Source organism: endosymbiont of Riftia pachyptila (vent Ph05), from assembly GCF_000224455.1.
Taxonomy (GTDB): Bacteria; Pseudomonadota; Gammaproteobacteria; order Chromatiales; family Chromatiaceae; genus Endoriftia; species Endoriftia persephonae.
In genome coordinates, this window is sequence record NZ_AFOC01000032.1 from 1 (window position 1) to 21,065 (window position 21,065).

General features: G+C 60.4%; 18 protein-coding genes, 1 tRNA gene and 1 pseudogene. 14 read left to right on the top strand and 6 right to left on the bottom strand.

The genetic code is table 11. The features are described from left to right. A partial coding sequence (locus RIFP1SYM_RS06605) for a hypothetical protein (protein ID WP_050798725.1) occupies positions 1–675 on the top strand: 675 nt, incomplete at its 5' end. Positions 676–718: 43 nt separating this feature from the next. Here the strand turns inward: RIFP1SYM_RS06605 and RIFP1SYM_RS06610 are convergent. The 5 genes from RIFP1SYM_RS06610 to rpsU all read right to left on the bottom strand — a co-directional run bounded on the left by RIFP1SYM_RS06610 (position 719) and on the right by rpsU (position 5,353). Next, positions 719–795 (bottom strand) — tRNA-Ile (locus RIFP1SYM_RS06610). A gap of 97 nt (positions 796–892) precedes the next feature. Further along, on the bottom strand, positions 893–2,704 hold the full coding sequence (rpoD, locus tag RIFP1SYM_RS06615; RefSeq protein ID WP_006473994.1) for an RNA polymerase sigma factor RpoD: 1,812 nt from the start codon (positions 2,702–2,704) through the stop codon (positions 893–895). 118 nt (positions 2,705–2,822) lie between these two features. After that, entirely contained in the window at positions 2,823–4,589 is a 1,767-nt protein-coding gene (gene dnaG / locus RIFP1SYM_RS06620) for a DNA primase (RefSeq protein WP_005960970.1), read from the bottom strand. Between the two features lie 75 nt (positions 4,590–4,664). Further along, a complete protein-coding gene (locus tag RIFP1SYM_RS06625) occupies positions 4,665–5,108 on the bottom strand; it encodes a GatB/YqeY domain-containing protein (RefSeq protein WP_005960971.1) in 444 nt (147 codons plus the stop codon). Positions 5,109–5,137: 29 nt separating this feature from the next. Continuing rightward, complete coding sequence (gene rpsU / locus RIFP1SYM_RS06630) at positions 5,138–5,353, bottom strand: 30S ribosomal protein S21 (RefSeq protein WP_005960972.1); 216 nt, start codon at positions 5,351–5,353, stop codon at positions 5,138–5,140. 160 nt (positions 5,354–5,513) lie between these two features. Here rpsU and tsaD point away from each other — a divergent pair, with 160 nt between their 5' ends. Further along, positions 5,514–6,545, top strand: a complete 1,032-nt coding sequence (tsaD, locus tag RIFP1SYM_RS06635) for a tRNA (adenosine(37)-N6)-threonylcarbamoyltransferase complex transferase subunit TsaD (RefSeq protein WP_006473992.1) — start codon at positions 5,514–5,516, stop codon at positions 6,543–6,545. Here tsaD and plsY read toward each other — a convergent pair. Next, positions 6,542–7,147, bottom strand: coding sequence for a glycerol-3-phosphate 1-O-acyltransferase PlsY (gene plsY, locus RIFP1SYM_RS06640; protein ID WP_039959896.1), 606 nt, complete (start codon positions 7,145–7,147; stop codon positions 6,542–6,544). The two genes, tsaD and plsY, sit on opposite strands and share 4 nt — an antisense overlap. 250 nt (positions 7,148–7,397) lie before the next feature. On the opposite strand from plsY, the gene folB reads away from it, so the two are divergent. The 12 genes and pseudogenes from folB (at position 7,398) to der (ending at position 20,780) form a co-directional block, all read left to right on the top strand. Then, positions 7,398–7,754, top strand: coding sequence for a dihydroneopterin aldolase (gene folB / locus RIFP1SYM_RS06645; RefSeq protein WP_005960975.1), 357 nt, complete (start codon positions 7,398–7,400; stop codon positions 7,752–7,754). Continuing rightward, positions 7,747–8,241 (top strand): 2-amino-4-hydroxy-6-hydroxymethyldihydropteridine diphosphokinase, encoded by a 495-nt coding sequence (folK, locus tag RIFP1SYM_RS06650; RefSeq protein ID WP_005960976.1) that lies wholly within the window; start codon positions 7,747–7,749, stop codon positions 8,239–8,241. Before folB ends, folK begins: the two co-directional genes overlap by 8 nt. Before the next feature lie 456 nt (positions 8,242–8,697). Then, on the top strand, positions 8,698–9,939 hold the full coding sequence (locus RIFP1SYM_RS06655; protein ID WP_005960977.1) for a DUF1015 domain-containing protein: 1,242 nt from the start codon (positions 8,698–8,700) through the stop codon (positions 9,937–9,939). Positions 9,940–9,984: 45 nt separating this feature from the next. Next, positions 9,985–12,189: a RelA/SpoT family protein gene (locus tag RIFP1SYM_RS06660; RefSeq protein WP_005960978.1), complete on the top strand. Its 2,205-nt coding sequence runs from the start codon at positions 9,985–9,987 to the stop codon at positions 12,187–12,189. 149 nt (positions 12,190–12,338) lie between these two features. Further along, positions 12,339–12,980, top strand: a complete 642-nt coding sequence (locus RIFP1SYM_RS06665) for an adenylate kinase (protein ID WP_005960979.1) — start codon at positions 12,339–12,341, stop codon at positions 12,978–12,980. A 281-nt stretch (positions 12,981–13,261) separates the two neighbouring features. After that, a complete protein-coding gene (rlmN, locus tag RIFP1SYM_RS06670; RefSeq protein WP_006473988.1) occupies positions 13,262–14,359 on the top strand; it encodes a dual-specificity RNA methyltransferase RlmN in 1,098 nt (365 codons plus the stop codon). Continuing rightward, positions 14,356–15,147: a type IV pilus biogenesis/stability protein PilW gene (gene pilW, locus RIFP1SYM_RS06675; RefSeq protein ID WP_005960981.1), complete on the top strand. Its 792-nt coding sequence runs from the start codon at positions 14,356–14,358 to the stop codon at positions 15,145–15,147. Before rlmN ends, pilW begins: the two co-directional genes overlap by 4 nt. Continuing rightward, positions 15,147–16,217 (top strand): RodZ domain-containing protein, encoded by a 1,071-nt coding sequence (locus tag RIFP1SYM_RS06680; RefSeq protein ID WP_005960982.1) that lies wholly within the window; start codon positions 15,147–15,149, stop codon positions 16,215–16,217. The genes pilW and RIFP1SYM_RS06680 overlap by 1 nt, the downstream gene beginning before the upstream one ends. An 89-nt stretch (positions 16,218–16,306) precedes the next feature. Further along, positions 16,307–17,590 (top strand): histidine--tRNA ligase, encoded by a 1,284-nt coding sequence (gene hisS, locus RIFP1SYM_RS06685; protein ID WP_005960983.1) that lies wholly within the window; start codon positions 16,307–16,309, stop codon positions 17,588–17,590. 11 nt (positions 17,591–17,601) lie between these two features. Further along, positions 17,602–18,231: a YfgM family protein gene (locus RIFP1SYM_RS06690; protein ID WP_006473986.1), complete on the top strand. Its 630-nt coding sequence runs from the start codon at positions 17,602–17,604 to the stop codon at positions 18,229–18,231. Further along, the gene (gene bamB, locus RIFP1SYM_RS06695; RefSeq protein ID WP_005960985.1) at positions 18,206–19,390 is read left to right on the top strand and encodes an outer membrane protein assembly factor BamB; all 1,185 of its coding nucleotides are present in this window, start codon (positions 18,206–18,208) and stop codon (positions 19,388–19,390) included. Before RIFP1SYM_RS06690 ends, bamB begins: the two co-directional genes overlap by 26 nt. A gap of 5 nt (positions 19,391–19,395) precedes the next feature. Further along, positions 19,396–20,780, top strand: a pseudogene (gene der / locus RIFP1SYM_RS06700) (ribosome biogenesis GTPase Der). Positions 20,781–21,065 lie beyond the last annotated feature (285 nt).

A 21,065-nucleotide genomic window follows, 5' to 3' on the forward strand; every position in this document is an offset into this window, starting at 1 on the left:
CGCGCCGAATACGCTGCCGAGCGTGACGGCTTGATGAAGCTGCGCGACGGCATGCGCAAGTTTGTACGCCTCTACGAATTCATCGCCCAGGTGGTACCGCTGGGTGATCCCGAGTTGGAGAAGCTCAGTCGCTTTATCCGTCTCTATGTGAAACGGCTGGCCAATGTGCCGATGACGGAGATCGATCTCTCCGGTCTGCGCATGACTCACCTCAAGCTCTATCAGCGCGAGGGGACGGATATGACGCTTGGGGTGAAGGAGGACGCTCCCGAGTTGTGCCCGGTTGCCGGTGGCATCAGCGAGGGTCGAGACCGGACGCGTGAGCGAATCAGCGAAATCATTCACGCCCTGAACAGCCTGTTTGGCGAGGGTCTCTCGGAAGGGGATCGCATCAAGCGCATGGGCAATCTGCTGGCAATCGGCGAGCAGGCGCGCCGTGATCCCATCGTGCGCAAGCAGATCGAAGTCGGCAACAGCGAAGAGCAGATGATGCAGGGTGGCGATCTGCAAAGGGTGGTGACCAGCGCGGTGCTGACCATGCTTTTAGAGAGCAAAGATAGGGAAGATGCCACTCACCTGCTGAAAGACCAGCAGGCGATGAGCCATTATTCCCGGCAGGTGTTCAAAGTGCTGGCGTCTGATCTCTCTAAAGAAGATTTGCTTGGATTGGGTTGATCAGCCAGGTGGCCTGGAACCTTCTGTAACTATTTGTTTTTATTGGTGGGCCCTGTAGGACTCGAACCTACGACCAAGGGATTATGAGTCCCCTGCTCTAACCAACTGAGCTAAGGGCCCGATGGGATTTGCCGCCGACAGGCGCAAGGCGTTATGGACGGCGCGAATTCTAGCAGATAAAACGCTGCTGAAAAGAGGGCGGGATAGACCCGCCAGCTTATTCGTTGTCCAGAAAGCTGCGCATCCGCTCGGAGCGGGAGGGGTGGCGTAGCTTGCGTAGTGCTTTGGCCTCGATCTGTCGGATGCGTTCGCGGGTGACGTCGAACTGTTTGCCGACCTCTTCCAAGGTGTGGTCGGTATTCATGTCGATACCGAAACGCATGCGCAGTACCTTGGCTTCACGGGAAGTGAGTCCGGAGAGCATGTTCTGGGTCGCTTCGCGCAGGCCCTCCGAAGTGGCTGAGTCGACTGGCGAGACAACGCCGGAGTCTTCGATGAAGTCGCCCAGGTGGGAGTCTTCATCGTCGCCAATCGGGGTCTCCATGGAGATCGGCTCTTTGGCGATCTTCAGAACCTTGCGGACCTTGTCCTCGGGCATCTCCATGCGCTCGGCCAGCTCTTCCGGGGTAGCCTCGCGGCCCATCTCCTGGATCATCTGACGGGAGATGCGATTAAGCTTGTTGATGGTCTCGATCATGTGCACAGGGATGCGGATGGTGCGTGCCTGATCCGCGATGGAGCGGGTGATGGCCTGACGAATCCACCAGGTGGCGTAGGTCGAGAATTTGTAGCCGCGCCGGTATTCGAACTTGTCCACCGCCTTCATCAGACCGATGTTTCCCTCCTGGATCAGGTCGAGGAACTGCAGGCCGCGGTTGGTGTATTTCTTGGCGATGGAGATCACCAGACGCAGGTTGGCCTCGACCATCTCTTTCTTTGCGCGACGGGCCTTGGCCTCACCGATGGACATCTTGCGATTGATCTCTTTGATGTCGCTGATGGTGAGCTGGCACTCCTGCTTGAGAGTGATCAGGCGCTTCTGGGCGCGGGCGATATCGTCGGCATACTCTTGCAGCGGCTCGCTGTAGGATTTACCGGCATCAAGTTGCTGCTGCAGCCAGTCCGGATTGGTTTCGTTGTCGGGGAAAGAAGCGATGAACTCTTTTCTGGGCATACGCGCCCGGTCGACACAAAGATTCATGATGATCCGCTCTTGCGCGCGAATCCGAGCGATGGTGTCTCGCAGGCTGGCGACAAGGTGATTGAACGCGTTCGGGACCAGTTTGAACTCGAGGAAGCTTTCAGCGCAGGCCTCGAGCGCCTTTTGGGTCTTGGGATTGTTGCGGCCATGCTTCTTGAGTGCGCTGCAGAGGGCGTTGTAGCGCTTGCCTAGTTCCTTTGTCTTGGCGGCAACCTCTTCAGGATCGGGGCCAGTATCGACGGGTTCTTCATCTTCCTCGTCGCCACTATCTTTCGCTCGAGGGGGGCGCGGGATGGGGATCTCGTCTGTCTCGTTCGGGTCGATGAAGCCATTGATGACATCCGCCATACGCTTCTCACCTTCACCGACCTTGGTGAGCATGCTGTGCAGCATCTCGATGGTGACGGGGAAGGTGGCGAGGGCAGCGGAGACCTGTTTGAGGCCGTCCTCAATGCGTTTGGCGATGCGCAGTTCGCCTTCGCGGGTTAGCAGCTCGACGGTGCCCATCTCGCGCATGTACATTCGTACCGGGTCGGTGGTGCGGCCAAACTCGCTGTCGACGCTGGCCAGCGCGGCGGCGGCCTCTTCGGCGGCGTCATCATCGCTGGTGACAGCTTCGTCACTCAGGGTCTTGTCTTCAAGGTCGGGGGCGGTTTCGTGTACGGTGATCCCCATGTCATTGATCATGCGTACGATGTCTTCGATCTGCTCCGGCTCGACGATGCCTTCGGGCAGATGGTCGTTGACTTCCGCATAGGTTAGGAAGCCCTGTTCCTTACCTTTTGCAATCAGTTGTTTTAGCTGTGATCGCTGTTGTTCCTGATTCATTTTCAACCTTGTAGTCCGAGTCAGGCGAGTGCCGACGAATAAACTCCCCATTCTAGCATGATTCCAGGGCAGCGATAGCGCTTTACCCGGGTTTTTTGCATTGATTCAGCGTGGCCGCCTATCTTTGACCAGGAAAGCGTTGTCGAAGTGCCCGACGCTCTTCCTCGGAGAGCTCGCTAGGATTGAGCTTGTGTGGCGTTTTTGCGCTCTGCTTGCGGTATTGCTGATTGAGTCTGCTGATCGCATCGCGAAATTCCGCCTCTTTGTCCATGCCAGGAAGATCAAATCGATAGGTGGCTAATTTATCCAATGCGGCGAAGGCTTCCTGGTCTCGCCAGCGTTCGATGATGGCCGCTTTATTAAGCGTAGGTTGGGCCCGGATTAATTCAAGTAGCTGGCGTAGCAGCGGTACTCCTGGAGCTTGCCATTGTTGCCAATCGTCATCGGTGTCCGCTGCCAGCTGTGCCAGGGTGGGGGTGTCAAGCAACAGCGCAATGGCGCTACGCAGGGGTGTGAGACGTTGTTGCTGGTATTTTTTTCGAGAGGTGGAGCCGGGCTTGCCCTGTTGATTTTGTGGTGTGCTGCTGTCGAGTTGTCCCGGCTTGATGCCGACCAGTCCTTCGATTTCCTGAAACATCATCTGGCGGAAGAGGCCGGCGGGTAGCTGCTCAAGCAGGGGTTTCGCTAGCTGCGCCAGGCGTGCGCGGCCGTCGATCGACTGCATGTCGATCTGGCTGCTGAGTTGGTCGAACAGGAAGCGGGAGAGTGGCATGGCCGCTTTCGCTCTGTCGCTGAATTGTTCTACCCCCTCTTTGCGCACCAGGGTGTCGGGGTCTTCGCCATCAGGCAGGAACAGAAAGCGCACCTCACGTCCCTCGCGCATCACCGGCAGACTGGTCTGCAGGGCCTTCCAGGCAGCATCACGGCCAGCGCGGTCGCCATCGAAACAGAAGATCACCTCGGGACAGATGCGGAAGATCAGCTCCAGATGCTCCTTGGTGGTCGCGGTGCCGAGGGTGGCTACCACATTGCGGATGCCGAACTGAGCCAGGGCAACCACATCCATGTAGCCTTCGACCACCAGCAAGGAGTCGATCTTGCGCAGTGCCTGGCTGGCTTCAAACAGGCCGTAGAGTTCGCGCCCCTTGTGGAACAAGGGGGTCTCGGGGGAGTTGAGGTATTTGGGGCCGGCCGCTTTTGGCGCCCTGTCCGTCGTGGCGCTATCCTCCAATATCCTGCCGCCAAAACCGATGGTGCGGCCACGCCGGTCGCGGATCGGGAACATGATGCGGTTGCGAAAGCGGTCGTAGTGTTTGCCTTCTCCTTCCGTGATCATGCCGGTCTCACGCAGCTGGCGCAGTGTCTCACTCTGTTGGCCTGTGTGCTGCAGCAGGTTGTCCCAGCCTGGGGGAGCGAAGCCGATGCCGAAGGTGGCGGCGATCTCGCCAGTCAGGCCGCGCTGTTTCAGATAGTCGATGGCGGTCTGCCCCTGGGGGTGGTCGCGCAGCTGATGCCGGTAGTAGCTGGCGGTGCGCTCCATAAGTTGGAACAGGGGGCGCAGGTCTGGCCCTTGCGGCAGGCCACCTTCGCGGGGGACTTCGAGGCCAGTGCTGGTGGCGAGTTCCTCAATCGCCTCGATAAACCCCAGGTTGTCGTAGTCCATCAGGAAGCTGATGGCGGAGCCGTGAGCGCCGCAACCGAAGCAGTGGTAGAACTGTTTTTCCGGGCTGACGGTGAAGGAGGGGGTCTTTTCGTCGTGGAACGGGCAACAGGCCTGGTACTCTTTGCCAGCGCGCTTTAGCGGCACTCGCTGGTTGACCAGATCGACGATGTCCACCCGACTGAGTAGTTCATCGATGAAGTGATGGGGGATTCGGCCGGCCATGGGTCTGAAGCTATCTGCGATGCTGGGGATAACGCATAAGATAGCTGATGCCCCCAGCCGAGAGGGGAGAGAAGGTTAGCCGGAGAGCTTTTGCTTGACCAGGGCGCTGACCTGCCCCATGTCGGCGCGGCCCTGCATCTTGGGTTTGAGCTGCCCCATCACCTTGCCCATATCTTTCATGGCGGAGGCGCCCGAGGAGGCAATCGCCTCCTCGATCAGGGAGTTGATCTCTTCAGTGCTGAGACCTTCAGGCATGTAGTCCTGGATAATCTCGATCTCGCTCTGCTCCTGAGCGGCCAGCTCATCGCGGCCGGCCTGCTGATACTGGGCGATCGAGTCACGACGTTGCTTGATCATCTTCTCTAGGATGGCAAGCACCTGATCGTCATCGAGTTCGATGCGCTCATCGACCTCGCGCTGCTTAATCGCAGCGGTGATCAGGCGCAGCGTGCCGAGGCGCTGCTTCTCTCTGGCCTTCATCGCGGCCTTTACGTCATCCTGGATGCGTTGCTTCAACATCGTTCAGAGATCCCTGTCGCAGAAAGCGATCAGTACTGGCGTTCCCAGCGGCGGTTCTCGCGAGAGAGCTTCTTCAGATGACGCTTGACGGCGGCGGCAGCTTTGCGCTTGCGTTCCCAGGTGGGCTTTTCGTAGAACTCACGGCGACGGACCTCGGCGAGAACGCCGGCTTTCTCGCAGGATCGCTTGAAGCGGCGCAGGGCGACTTCGAAAGGTTCGTTGTCTTTGACGCGTACGTTGGGCATCTGTAGTTGTTCCTCAGAATTTCAGTTGTTTGGCCGGGGCCCGGTTGAAAGGCGCGAATTCTACAACATGGCTCTGTGCTTTTCAAAAGTGGTGTGGGATTGTCTGCTAAACTTGGCCGCCTGATTTTGTTTCGTAATGACTAAGAGGGTCGATTGGGCGATGCGAGTACTTGGGATCGAAACCTCCTGCGATGAGACGGGCATCGCCCTTTATGACAGCCAACAGGGCTTAGTTGGCCACGCGCTGCACAGCCAGATCGCAGTGCATGCCGAATATGGCGGCGTAGTGCCGGAGCTGGCCTCGCGGGACCATGTGCGCAAGGTGTTGCCGCTAATCCGGCAGGTTCTGCGGGGGACGGGGTTCGGTGCGGAACAGATAGACGGCGTTGCCTACACTACTGGTCCCGGGCTGGTGGGGGCACTGCTGGTGGGCAGCGCCATCGGCCGTAGTTTGGCCTGGGCCTGGGGGGTGCCGGCGATTGGCGTACATCATATGGAGGGCCACCTGCTGGCGCCGATGCTGGAGGCCGAGCCGCCGCCTTTCCCGTTTGTTGCGATGCTGGTCTCCGGTGGTCACACCCAGTTGGTGCTGGTGGAAGGGATCGGTCGCTACCAAGTGCTGGGTGAGTCGTTGGACGATGCGGCTGGAGAGGCTTTTGATAAGACTGCCAAGCTGCTTGGGTTGCCCTATCCGGGTGGCCCAGAGCTGGCGCAGCTGGCACAGCAGGGCGATCCGGGGCGTTATCGCTTTCCGCGTCCGATGACCGACCGGCCTGGTCTCGACTTCAGCTTTAGTGGTCTCAAGACTTTTGCTCTAAATACCCTGCAGGCTGCTCGGCGGGAGGAGGGGGAAATGGTCAGTCGCCAGACCCTGGCAGATATTGCCCGTGCTTTCGAGGATGCGGTAGTCGATACGCTGCGCATCAAGTGCCGGCGGGCGGTGCGCCAGAGCGGGGTCTCGACCCTGGTGATGGCCGGTGGTGTCAGCGCCAACCAGCGTCTGCGTGCGGCGATCGGCGCGATGATGCAGAAGGAGGGCGGGCTGGCCTACTACCCGCGACCGGAATTTTGCACCGATAATGGCGCGATGATCGCCTATGCCGGCTGGCAGCGGCTCAGGGCGGGGCAGTCGGAGCCGCTGCGTTTTTCCGCCCAACCCCGCTGGCTGATGGAGACACTCCAACCGGTTTAGGTCTTGGGCCCCTGTTCCTTGGAGATCGGCTCTTCGGAGCCTACCAACATATTCTGGATGTTGCTGCGATGCCGCCAGAACAGCAGCAGGCTCATCATCACCTGCATTGAGATCAACTCTGGCGCGGGCCAAAACCACCAGACGATCACGGGCGCCAGCGCCATCGAGACCAGCGCGGCAAGGGAGGAAATTTTCATTACCTTGGCCATGAAGAGCCAGATCAGCGCCACACTGCCGCCGATCTGCCAGGCGAGTCCGAACTGGGTGCCGAGGGCGGTGGCTACCCCTTTGCCGCCCTGAAAACCAAAAAAGATTGGGTAGAGATGGCCGAGAAACGCCGCCATGGCGGTGAGGGCGAAGGTCAGGGGCGAGTCGGTGAGCAGGTGGGCTGCCAGTACCGGCAGCAGGCCTTTTAGCATGTCGCCCAGCAGAGTGATGGCCGCCGCCTTCTTGCCGCCGATGCGCAGCACGTTGGTGGCGCCTGGGTTGTTGGAGCCCTGGGTGCGCGGATCGGGTAGCCCCATCAACTTGCAGACGATGATGGCGCTGGAGATGGAGCCCAACAGGTAGGCGGAGAGGATCAGCAGGGTATCGATAATCATGGGCGAATTGGACCTGCTCACCCGCAGCAGGTCAAGGATGTTGTTAATCAAGTGAACACCGGATGGCCGGCATACCCAGGGAGAGCAGCGACGGCTAGGAGCCTGTGGTCAGGGCGACATGGAGCTGTTCGCACCTGCCTCGCTGCAGCACTTGATTATTCCGCACACTTTTCGCTGTCGCTGCAGGGGTTGTCATTGTGGCCCACTCCACTACCATGTGGCCCATTTGCCAACCCAAACGGAAGATTGAATGGATATAGTATTCATCCGGGGCCTGAGCATCGATACAGTCATTGGTATCTATGACTGGGAGCGGGAGATCAAACAGACGGTGGTTTTCGATCTGGAGATGGGGGCCGATGTGGCCAGAGCAGCAGCCTCGGATGGCATCGAGGATACCCTTGACTACAAGGCGGTCAGCAAGCGTCTGATCCAGTTTGTCGAGGCGAGCAGTTTTCAGCTGGTGGAGACCCTAGCGGAACGTTGCGCACAGATCGTGCTTGAGGAGTTTGATGTGCCCTGGCTGCGCCTGACCGCCAACAAGGCGGGGGCGGTGAGTGCCGCCCAGGATGTCGGCGTGATCATCGAGCGCGGCAGTCGTGGTTGAGGCGGAGCTGGTGCGCGCCTGGCTGAGCCTAGGCAGCAACATTGAGCCGCGGCGCTATATTCTGCAGGCGCTAACCGATCTGACTGCTGAGTTTGGCGAGCTGGTGATCTCCCCTATCTATGAGAGCGAGGCGGTGGGGTTCGAGGGAGATAACTTTCACAACCTGGTGGTGGGGATCGCTACCCGCCTGTCGCTGCAAGAGCTGGTGCTGAAGCTGCGCTGGATCGAAGAAAAAAATGGCAGACAGCGTGAGTCTGACAAGTTTGCCCCGCGCACCCTCGATGTCGACTTGTTGACCTACGGCGATGTGGTGGTGGATGAGCCCGGCCTGCAACTGCCGCGTGATGAGATTACTCGCTACGCCTTTGTGCTGTTGCCGTTGTCTGAAGTGGCTGGTGATGAGATCCATCCCGTAACAGGGCAGAGCTATCGGGAGCTTTGGCGGGCGTTCAACGCCCCTGAACAGCGTCTGTGGCGGGCTGACTGAACAAACCCACGTGCCTCGCTTGTGAAACGGCGAGTGCTCGGAGTAAGGCCAGGGAGCGGTCAGTCTGCAGAGGCTCAACGGAAAAACCCCACCTCCCATTCCATGGAAGTGGGGCATGTCGCCCTGCTTGGTTGGCAAACGGTTCCGTCCTTGAGACGTCCCTGTTCCTTATGGCTTCCCTGTCGTCCTGTTGGCGACAATTCAAGGATGTCACAGGGTGGTGGAGAGGGTAGGGGGAAAGATCCGCAACCCATGTAGGAATTTTCTGACATGGGGGTTGAGTGTGACGGGGATCAAGTTAACGGCACAATTTGGGGTAGAAAAAGTTGGGCGCTGGAGTGTTGACTGTTCGGCAGTGCTTGATCTGTAGCTTGTGCATTTGAAACAATCTGCGCGTTTAACGATTTCCTATGGTGAGAGAGGCTCGCCATTACACGATTTATAAGGATCAGATAGATGCCGCTAATCAAAGCGTTTCCGGGGCTGCGGCCCGCGAATGGCCGCGCCGAAGATGTTGCCGCCCCTCCCTACGACGTGATGAATGAGGCGGAGGCACGCGAGATGGTCGAAGGCCGCCCCTGGAGCTTTCTGCACATCTCTCGCGCCGAGGTGGATCTGCCGGTCGGTACCGATCCCTACTCGCCGGAGGTCTACGCTAAGGCGGCGGAGAATCTGGCGAAGATGGAGCAAGAAGGGGTGCTGGTTCGTGACGCCAAACCCTGCTTCTATGTCTATCGCCTCACCATGGGCGAGCATGTGCAGACCGGGTTGGCGGCGGTCGCCTCGGTGCAGGCCTACGATAACGATCGCATCAAAAAACATGAATTCACCCGTCCCGCCAAAGAGGACGACCGGGTGCGTCAGGTGGATGCGCTGAATGCCCAGACCGGGCCGGTATTCCTAGTCTATCCGAGTGCCGTGGCGGTGGACGACACCCTCGCGCTGATCGCCGAAGGGGCCGCCGATATGGATGTTACAGCCGCCGATGGCGTGCGCCACCAGATCTGGGTTGCCGACGATGAGAAGGTGGTGGAGCAGCTCACCCGCGAATTCGATGCGATGCCCGCGCTCTATGTGGCCGATGGCCACCATCGCTCGGCGGCCGGCTCGCGGGTCGGTGCGGCGCGCAAGGCGGCCAACTCCAAGCATACCGGCGAGGAGTCCTACAATTACTTCCTGTCGGTGATCTTCCCTCACAACCAGATGCAGATCCTCGACTACAACCGGGTGGTCAAGGATCTCAATGGCCTCGACAAGGCGGCCTTCCTGGAGAAGGTGGAGGCGGCCTTCACCCTGGAGATGAGCGACACCCCGGTCAAGCCCGCCGGCACCGCCGAGTTCGGCATGTACCTCGACGGCCAGTGGTACCGCCTGAGCCTCGACCCGGCGCGCATCCCAGCGGACGATCCGGTGGCGCGGCTCGATGTCAGTCTGCTGGCCGACAACCTGATCGAGCCGATCCTCGGTATTTCTGATCCACGCCGCGACAGCCGCATCGACTTTGTCGGCGGCATTCGTGGCTTAGAGGGGCTGGAGGCGCGAGTCGACAGCGGCGAGATGCAGGTTGCCTTCTCGCTCTTCCCGACCAGCATGGAGGCGCTGATGGCGGTGGCCGATGCGGGTGAAGTGATGCCGCCGAAATCGACCTGGTTTGAACCCAAGTTGGCTGACGGACTGGTCAGCCATGTGCTCGACTGATCTGAGGGCCGCCAGAGAGGGCGGGCGGCCACTCATCCCCTAATCATGGTCAGTGTTACGACAAACCTGCCGGAAGGCGATTTGGTCGACCTCGAGAAGATCCAGGCCTGGCTCGATAGTCTCGCGCCGCAGATCGAGCCGGGTGACCGTGAATATCTGGAGATGGCCTGCCAGACCGCGCTTGAGCGGGGGGGGGAGGTGCGTCTGCCGAGCGGTGAACTGCGCATCCGTCATGCCCTCTCAGTGGCCGAGGTGCTGGCTAGCATGCGGCTCGACCGGGAGACCCTGGCGGCGGCGATCCTGCTCGGCGTGCTTGACGACGAAGCGAGCGATCAGGAGGCATTGACGGCACGATTTGGTGAGGCCACTCTGCGCATGGTCGGTGACATGGCGCGCATCGACGCCCTCACCGACTTCTCCAGAGAGATCCCGGCCGGCGACCAGGAAGAGCATGCGGAGAATCTGCGCCGCCTGCTGCTAGGTATTGCCGAGGATGTGCGGGTGGTGCTGGTGGTGGTGGCGGAGCGGCTTCACCTGATGCGCATTGCGCGCGACTTTCCCGCCGAGATTCAGCGCCGCATCGCCGAGCAGACCCGCAGTATCTACGCGCCGCTGGCCAACCGGCTGGGCATCTGGCAGATAAAATGGGAGCTTGAAGACCTCAGTCTGCGTTTTCTCGAGCCGGAGGCGTACAAGCGCATCGCCAGTCAGCTGGATGGACGGCGCAGTGACCGGGAGAGTTTTATCCAGGATGTCATCGCCCTGCTGGAGGAGAAGTTCAAGGCGGCGGGCATCCAGGCGGGGATCAGTGGCCGGCCAAAACACATCTACAGTATCTGGCGCAAGATGCAGCGTAAGGCGGTGGATATCGAGCAGATCTTCGACCTGCGTGCGGTACGGGTGCTGGTGGAGGATGTGGCCGATTGCTACGCGGTACTGGGCATCGTGCATAGTCTCTGGCGCCATATCCCCGGCGAGTTTGACGACTACATCGCCACCCCCAAGACGAATATGTACCAGTCGATCCACACCGCAGTGATTGGCCCCGAGGATAAAACCCTGGAGGTGCAGATCCGCACTCACGACATGCACCACCATTCGGAGTTGGGGGTGGCGGCCCACTGGCGCTACAAAGAGAACACCAAGCATGACGAGGATTTCGAGCGTCGTATCGTCTGGATGCGTCACTGGCTCGAGTTCAAGGATGGCGGCGAGGAGGCGGTGGGTTTTCTGTCCCAGTTCGACAGCGAGCTGGAGGTGACCCGCATCTACGTTTTTACTCCCCAGGGCAAGGTGGTGGAGTTGCCGAAGGGGGCTACTGCCCTCGATTTCGCCTATGCGATCCACTCTGATGTGGGGCACAGTTGCAAGGGCGCACGGGTGGATGGCCATATCGTGCAGCTGACCCGGCCGCTGTGCAGTGGCGAGACGGTGGAGATATTCACCGCTAAAAACGGCAGTCCAAGCCGCGACTGGCTCAACCCCCATCTTGGCTATCTGCACACCTCCCGCGCCAGAGGGCGGGTACGCCAGTGGTTCAAGCAGCTCGACTACGAACACCATGTGGAGTTGGGTCGGGCCGCCCTAGAGCGCGAAATGACCCGCATGAGCATCAGTGAACGGCCCGACCTGGAGGCGGTCGCGGCGCGTCACAATCTGCACAAGGGGGAGGATGTCTACGCCGCGATCGGTCGCGGTGAGCTCTCACCGGTGCATATCGCCAACTTCAGTGAGCCTCCCAAGCTGCCGCCTCGTGTGGCGCTGCCGGAAGAGTGGAGCCTGAACAAGCCGCCGGCCCGCGGCGAGGTGGTGGTGCAGGGGGTGGGCGATCTGCTCACCAGCATGGCGCGCTGCTGCAAGCCGCTCCCTTACGACCCGATCATCGGTTTTGTCACCCGTGGGCGCGGTGTGACCGTGCATCGGCGCGATTGCGCCAACATTCGCAGCATGAATGACCAGGAGCAGAAGCGGCTGGTGGAGGTGCACTGGAGCGAACGCCACGAAACCGTCTACCCGGTCGATTTTCAGGTGTATGCCGCCGACCGCAAGGGCCTGCTGCGTGATATCTCCTCGATCCTCACCAACGAGGAGGTCGATGTAATCGGGGTCAACACCCACAGTGATCGCACCCAGGACCGGGCCACCATGCGCTTTACTGTGGAAGTTACCGATATGGCCCAGCTCAGCCGTCTGCTGCTGAAGGTCGAGCAGTTGCCGGATGTGATCGAGGTGTATCGGCTGGTTGACTGAGCGGCGGCTGCGGCAATCGTTGGGAGGCATACTGCGGATTGGAATTCCCTGCTCAGGCGCGATTTTTTTGCTTTTTGCGCGACTTGGCGACACAATCTCGCCCCGAAAACTCCTTACCCCTTATCAAATAGATTGCAGAGAGAAAAACCATGCGACTGATTCTTCTGGGCGCCCCGGGTGCCGGTAAAGGCACCGTAGCCAAGCTGCTGACCGCTGTCGACGGTTCCGTACAGATCTCCACCGGCGATATCCTGCGCGGCGCAGTCAAGGATGGCACCGAGCTGGGCAAACAGGCCAAGGCCTTTATGGATGCCGGTGATCTGGTGCCTGACGAGCTGATCATGGGCATCATGAAAGAGCGCCTGCAGGAGGATGATTGCAAGGCCGGTTTCCTGCTCGACGGTTTCCCTCGCACCATCCCCCAGGCCGAGCAACTTAAGACCCTGCTGGCCGATCTCAGCATCGAGCTGGATGCTGCGGTCAACCTGGACGTGCCGCGTGACGTGATCCTCGACCGCCTCACTACCCGTCGCACCTGCGTCGGCTGTGGCGCCATCTACAACGTCAAGTCGATGCCGCCGAAGGTGGAAGGCAAGTGCGACAAGTGTGGCGCCGATGTGGTGCAGCGCGACGACGAGACCGAAGAGGCGATCTCCAACCGTCTCGACGTCTACAATGAGAAGACCGCGCCGCTGACCGACTTCTACCGCAACGAGGGGATGTTGATGGATGTCAACTCCACTTCCAGTGATACAGTTGTTGCGGCAATCAAGGAGAAGCTGGGCATCTGATTCCCACCTCAATGTTTTCTCCTGAGGCCGCCGCAATACAGGTTTGCGGCGGCCCCTCCTGCCTCTGCTTTCCTCTGAATCACTCTGCCTGATTGCCTGTGGCAGAGACTCTGGCTAGAATCGCCAAGTCTTTCGCTCGATTGTGGTAATTTATCCCTTTGATGCTTGTGGTTAAGCGTGTTCTGACGTGTAACACGTTGAGCGGGGCAGGATTATCTGTTTCTATGCCTACCTGTTGAGTGCCTGTGCTGCCGTCAATCCCGCGGAATGAGGAAACCTGCTTGTCTGAGTTGAACAAAACCAACCTGATGGAGCTCGATCAGCGGTCGATGGAGCGCTTTTTTGTCGAACTGGGCTCCAAAGCCTTCCATGGGCGCAACGTCTTCAAATGGATCCACAAGCAGGGTGTGATCGACTTCAATCAGATGACCGATATCTCCAAGCGGTTGCGTGTGCAGCTGGAGTCGCTGGCGGAGATCCGTCTGCCGGAGCTGGTGTTTGAGCAGCCGGCCCGCGACGGCACCCGCAAGTGGGTGTTGCAGCTGGATGATGGCCAGCGTATCGAGACGGTCTACATCCCGGATGGGGAGAGATCCACCATCTGTGTCTCCTCCCAGGTCGGTTGCGCGCTCAACTGCAGCTTCTGCTCCACCGCTCGCCAGGGTTTCAACCGCAATCTCTCGGTGGCGGAGATTATCGGCCAGGTCTGGGTTGCCAGCCGTGAACTGGGGCATCCACCGACCAATATCGTACTGATGGGGATGGGTGAGCCGCTCGCCAATTTTGATGCGGTGGTGACGGCGATGGATATCATGCAGGACGACTCCGCCTACATGCTCTCCAAATATCGCGTCACCATCAGCACCTCCGGTATCGTGCCGGCGCTAAGACAGCTGCGCGAGGTGAGTGATGTGAGCCTTGCCGTGTCGCTGCATGCGCCGACCAATGAGTTGCGCGACCAGCTGGTGCCGATCAACCAGAAATACCCGCTGGAGGAGCTGATCCCTGCCTGTCGTGACTTCATCAAGGGCGACAAGCGGCGCAAGATCACTTGGGAGTATGTGATGCTGGATGGCATCAATGATTCGATCCAGCACGCCAAGGCGTTAATCCGGCTGCTGGAGGGGACTCCCTCCAAGCTTAATCTGATCCCCTTCAATCCCTTCCCCGGCACCTCCTACAAAACCTCTCCGCCGGAGCGGGTCGAGGTATTTCGCCAGCGCCTGATGAAAGCGGGCATCATCTCCATTACCCGCAAGACCCGCGGCGAGGATATCGACGCCGCCTGTGGCCAGCTGGTGGGGCGGGTAAAGGATCGTAGTCAGCGTGAACTGAAAAGAAAAATGCCGCAACAGGCGGCGGAGGCAGGGGCGCGATGAAACAACGATTCTGGCTGACCCGATTGGCAGTAGTGTCGCTTGCGGTGCTGCTCAGCGCCTGTGCCAGCCAGGGCGAGTTCAGGCCGGAAGGGGGGGCCACTGGCAACCTTGGCGATCAGAATCGGAAGAGCCCGGCCGATGTCTACGTGGAGATGGGAATCGTTTATATGCGTGAGGGCCAGCTTGGGATAGCGCTGAAGAAGCTCAAGCGGGGCCTGGAGCTCGACCCCAAGAGCGCCGAAGCACACAATGTGATTGCACTGCTCTATGAGCGGTTGGGTGAGGTCGGGCTTGCTGATCAGCACTATACTGAAGCCTTGGTGATCCAGCCACAGAACCCCTATATTCACAATGCTCGTGGCGGCTTCTTTTGTAAACGGGGTCAATATGATCTGGCGGACAAACAGTTTCAACTGGCGTTGGAGAACCCGCTCTATCCGACCCCCTGGATCGCGCTTACCAACGCTGGCCTGTGTGCCGAGCGTAGTGGCGACAAATTGGCAGCAGAGCGTTATTATCGACGGGCGTTGGGCGCCAACGATCGCTTTTTTCTGGCCCTTTACCAGATGGCCGGGATGATGCTGGAGCAGGAGAATCATCTCGCAGCGCGGGACTATATCGAACGATACCACCAACAGGTGGCGGCAACCGCCGGTTCGCTCTGGATGGGGATTCAGATCGAGACGGCGTTGGGGGATGAAGAGAAAGCTGCCAAGTATAAGAGGCTGCTCAGGGGAAAATTCCCGGATGCTCCTGAGATACAGCTCCTCAACCAAATAGAACGATAATGAGTGTACTTTCCACCAAAGATGCGGAGCAGATGGGAGCAGGTCAGCCGATAGAGGGGCCTGGCAGCCGCTTGCGAAAAGAGCGGGAAGCGCTGGGTATAGATCAGATGAAGCTAGCCGCCCAGCTGCACCTGAGCGAAACCATGATCGAGGCCCTCGAGTGGGATGACTATGAAGTCCTACCTAGTCCGGTGTTTGTGCAGGGCTATCTGAAAAACTACGCGCGCATCCTCGGTGTGCCGGAACATGAGGTGATCGACGCCTACCGGGCCCTTGCACCACTGCCGGAAGAAGCGCGCGCGCTCAACGGCAACCGCAAAGTCCTGAAGGAGATGCGTAGCAACCATGGCGGAGTGCGCATCGTGACCTGGGTGATCGTCATCGCCCTGCTGCTGCTGCTGGCGATCTGGTGGCAGGGAGAGCAGGAGCTCCACGATATGAGCACAGCGGACCAGGCGACGCTGCAGGAGTCGATGCTGGAGGAGGGTGAAGCGGCGCCCGACAACCCAGGCCTTAGCCTACCTCCGCCACTCGAGGTGACGCCCAAGAAGATAGCCCCAGCAACTGAGATTGAACCGCCCACTCCACAGGATGAGGCAGCAGTTGTTGAGCCGCCGCCGCTTACACAGACTCTGACGGAAGAGACAACGCAGGTTGATGCGCGCGAGCCGGTTGGTGCAGCAGCGGAGATCGCCGCTGAACAGAGCGCAGAGGTTGTCGTGGAGGCATTGCAGGAGGCGGCGCCGACCACCTCCGATGCAGTCGAAGCGGAAGAGTCTGTCGAGGTCGACGCGGCTCCGGCTGAGCCGGGCTCTGCGTTCCCCAGTGTGGTGATCGAGTTCAACGACTCCTGTTGGGCAGAGATCCGCGATGCTTCCGGCCGTACTCGCCTGATCGGCAACATGAAGGTGGGTGACCGGCGGGTGCTGGGCAATTGGCCGGCACCCTATCGGGTGTTATTTGGCAATGCCGGAGCGGTCAACATGAGTATCAATGGCGATACATTCGATCTCGAGCCCCACACCCGCCGCAATGTCGCCCGTTTTCGCTTCGATCCTGCAGACTACTGATTACACACGCCATCAGGGTTATAACCCGCTCGCCGGACGTGGTAAGCTCCGGCGTTTGATTTTACGCGACAATCCGCAGTAACTGGCCGATGGCAAAGAATATTCAGGCGATCCGCGGGATGAAGGACATCCTGCCGCAACAGACCCCCCTCTGGCATTTTCTCGAGGACCGGGTACGCTCGGTGCTCACCCGCTATGGCTACGATGAGATCCGTATGCCGATAGTCGAGCAGACTGAGCTGTTTAAGCGCTCCATCGGTGAGGTGACCGACATCGTCGAGAAGGAGATGTACACTTTCGCCGATCGCAACGGAGACAGTCTCACTCTGCGCCCGGAGGGTACTGCTGGCTGCGTGCGGGCGATGCTGGAGCACGGCCTGATCCACAATCAGGTGCAGCGGCTCTGGTACCGAGGGCCGATGTTTCGCCACGAGCGACCGCAGAAGGGGCGCTACCGCCAGTTCCACCAGATCGGCGTGGAAAGCTTCGGTCTGGAAGGCCCCGATGTGGATCTGGAGCAGATCCTGATCACCCACCGGATCTGGCAAGAGATCGGCCTCGACGGGCTGGAGCTGCAGATCAATACCCTCGGTACCTCGCAGGAGCGCCAGGCCTACCGGGCGATCCTGGTGGACTATTTCCGCGCCCATCAGAAGCAGCTAGACGAGGATAGCCGGCGCCGTCTGGAGAGCAATCCACTGCGTATCCTCGACACCAAGAATCCCAAGATGGCGGAACTGGTGGCTGGGGCACCGAGTCTGATGGAGTATCTGGGTGATGAGTCAAAGGCGCACTTCGAGACCCTGTTGGCGGGTCTCGACGGGGCTGGCGTGGCCTACGTCGCCAACCCCCGCCTGGTGCGTGGCCTCGACTACTACTCGCGCACCGTGTTCGAGTGGGTTACCACCCGTTTGGGTGCCCAGGGCACAGTCTGTGCCGGTGGGCGCTTCGATGGCCTGGTCGAGCAGCTTGGCGGCAGGCGGGTGCCTGCAGTGGGGTTCGCGATGGGGCTGGAGCGGCTGATCGCGCTGCTCGAAGAGACCGATCTGGCGGAGCGCCTGCCAGGCATCGACCTCTATCTGGTGATGGTGGGGGAGCGGGCGCAGCGCGAAGGCATGCTGCTGGCGGAACGGCTGCGGGATCAGCTGCCCAAGCTGCGGTTGATCGCCCACTGTGGTGGCGGCAGCTTCAAGAGCCAGTTCAAAAAGGCAGACAAGAGTAATGCCCGTTACGCGTTGATTTTGGGCGACGACGAGTTGGCGCGGGGAGAGGTAGGCCTCAAGCCCATGCGCGGTGAGGGTGAGCAGCAGCAGGTGGCACTGGAGCGATTGAGCGAAGTGATCACCGATGTTTTCGAATTGAATACCAAGTAGGGTTGAGAGTCATGAGTGGATATCAGACCGAAGAAGAGCAGGTCGAAGCGTTAAAAAAGTGGTGGAAGGAGAACGGCACCTCAGTGATCGCAGGCATCGTGCTCGGGTTCGGCGCGGTGTTTGGCTGGCAGGCCTGGAACGGCTATCAGGATCGCGTCGGTGAGGAGGCCTCGGTTGCCTTCAGCCAGATGATCGATGCCATCACCCAGGGGCAGAGCGAATCAGCGCTGAAGCAGGCGGAGCTGCTGCGGCTCGAATATGAATCCAGCGCCTATGCGGTGTTTGCTGCACTGGCCCAGGCGAGCCTGAAAATGGAGCAAGGCGACAGTGCGGCGGCTCGCTCGCAGCTTGAATGGGCGATGCAGCATGCTGAAGAGCCCGGTCTGAAACAGCTGGCGCGACTGCGCCTGGCGCGGATCCTGCTGAGTGAAGGCGAGACCGAGGCCGCAGCCAGTCTGGTGAAGGCTGCGTCAGCCGGTGGCTTCGACAGCGAATTTGCCGCACTGCGGGGTGATATCGCACGCCAGCAGGGGGATCTGCAGGCGGCCCGCCAAGCCTATCAGTTGGCGTTGGCCGGCGATGTCGGCAATGGCGAACTGGTGCAGATGAAACTGGATGACCTTGGAGTTGCAACCCCCTGAGGCGATGGAGATGATACGCAAGCTATTTTGGGTTGCTCTGATCTTGCTGCTGGGCGGCTGCAGCGGCTTCTCGGCCAAAGACAATGCTGATCCGCCGGCTGAGCTGGTGGAGCGACAGGCAGAGTTGGCGGTTGAGACCCTCTGGCAGCAGCAGGTAGGGGGCACCGATGGCCGCTTCCTGGCGATCGCGCCGGCGCTGGATGGTGAACTGATCTATATCGCCAACGCTGCCGGTCAAGTGAGTGCGATCGAGCGGGCTGGGGGCAAAACCCGTTGGCAGCGTGATACCGGTTTGCCGATCACCGGTGGCCCCGGTGTCGGCGAGGGGCTGGTGTTGGTCGGTACGGCCGAGGCGGAGCTGCTGGCGCTGAGTGGCGAGACCGGTGAAGAGCTGTGGCGCCGGCGTGTCAGCAGTGAGGTCTTGGCGCGGCCAGTGGTGGGGCAGGGCGTGGTGGTGGCGCGTACCATTAATGGTCGTGTCGCCGGCTTCGATTTGACCAGCGGCCAGCCGCGTTGGGTCTTCGATCGCAGCGAACCGCTGCTGACGCTGCGCGGCAACAGTGCGCCGCTGATCAGCAACGGCCAGCTGCTGGTGGGGTTCTCCAATGGCAAGCTGGCGAGTCTCTCCCTGGAGAGTGGCAACGCGATCTGGGAGGCCACCGTCTCCACCCCCCACGGTCGCACTGAGCTGGAACGCATCGTCGACCTGGATGCCGATCCACTGGCGGTGGAGGGGATGGTCTACGCGGCCAGTTTCCAGGGCGAGGTGGCGGCGATCGCCGAGGCCAGCGGGGTGGTGCTCTGGCGACGTGATCTCTCGGTTTATGCCGGAATGGATGGTGACTGGCGCACCCTCTACGTGAGCGATGATCAGGCCCATGTGTGGGCGCTGGATGCGACCAATGGCGCGGCCCTCTGGCAGCAGTCCGAACTGCATGCGCGACGCCTCTCGGCCCCGGCGATGGTCGGCGACTATCTGGTGGTGGGCGACTTTGAAGGCTATCTGCACTGGCTCTCCCAGGATGACGGGCGGTTGGTGGCGCGCACCCGGGTGGGCGATGGTGGGATCCGTGCCAAACCCCTGGTGGTCGATGGTGTGGTCTATGTCTATGACGATGGCGGCCGCCTGAGCGCGCTACGTCCCGGTCCTTTGCGTTAATTCTGATGCTTCCTGTCATTGCCCTGGTGGGCCGCCCCAATGTGGGCAAATCGACCCTCTTCAACCGCTTGACCCGCAGCCGCGACGCGCTGGTGGCGGATCAACCTGGTCTTACCCGCGACCGCAAGTATGGCATGGGGCGGCTCGGCCCCGGCCCCTATGTGGTGGTGGATACCGGCGGTCTCAGCGGTGAGGACGGGGTTGACCTGCTGATGGAGCAGCAGGTGCGCCAAGCGATTGGCGAGGCCGACCATGTGCTGTTGCTGCTGGATGCCCGTGAGGGCTGCACCGGCGGCGATGCGATCATCGCCGAACAGCTGCGCCGTACCGGCAAACCGGTGACTGCGGTGGTCAACAAGAGTGAAGGGCTGAGCCGGGATGCCGCCGCCAATGAGTTTTTCAGTCTCGGCCTTGGTGAGCCGAAGGCAATCGCTGCGGCCCACGGACAGGGGGTGCACGGCCTGATCGTCGAGGTGCTCGAGAGCCTGCCGCCGGTGGAGATGCCGGAGGAGTTGCCAGAGGGGATCCAGATTGCGGTGGTGGGCCGTCCCAATGTGGGCAAGTCGACCCTGGTCAACCGCATGTTGGGTGAGGAGCGGGTGGTTGCCTTCGATCAACCTGGCACCACCCGTGACAGCATCTTCATCCCCTTCGTCCACGACGACAAACACTACACCCTGATCGATACTGCCGGAGTCCGACGCCGCGCGCGGGTCAACGAGGTGATCGAAAAGTTCAGCGTGATCAAGACGCTGCAGGCGCTGGAGCAGGCCAACGTGGCGCTGCTGGTGCTGGATGCTCAGCGGGGGTGGGGGAGCAGGATGCCAATCTGGCCGGCCATATCCTGGAGAGCGGTCGTGCCCTGGTGCTGGTGATCAACAAGTGGGATGGTCTGGATCAGGGGCAGCGCCAGCAGGTGCGCGAGGAGATCGAACGCAAGCTGCCGTTTCTCGACTTCGCCACCCACCACTACATCTCGGCGCTGCACGGTTCAGGGGTCGGTGATCTCTACCGGCTGGTGGATCGGGCCTACGCCAATGCGACCCGCGATCTGGCCACGCCGGAGCTGACCCGGTTGCTGGAGCTGCTGGTGCAGGAGCATCAGCCGCCGCTGGTGCGTGGCCGGCGTATCAAGCTGCGCTATGCTCACCAGGGGGGCAAGAATCCGCCGATCATCGTGATCCACGGCAATCAGACCGAGCATGTCCCCAGCACCTACAGACGCTATCTGGTTGGGCGCTTCCGGCGTGCCCTGAAGCTTTCAGGCACGCCGATCCGGCTCGAATTTCGCTCCGGTGACAACCCCTATGAGGGCAAGCGCAACAAGCTCACCCCACGCCAGATCCAGAAGCGCAAACGATTGAAGAAATACGTCAGTCGTAAGGGGTAAGGCGCCTTTGCACGAATCATGAAGGGCAGCCTTGGGGCCTAAATTTCCCGCTGCTGCATTGAAAATCTTGGCAATAGGCCGGCTATTGCTTGCGATTCCCGCCTTGCCGCGAATAATTTGGCCTCACAATTCTGCCCGCCTAGATTCATGCAGAGGCTCCTTATGCGTCAGCGGTTTCCTACAGAGAGGCGGGCGTCGCTCTGATGGATTCTCGTTCTTATTGCAGCTAGTTTCATAAGCAAAGGACAAAGGTATCAGCCCAGCGAGCGGGCCTTGTAACCATGC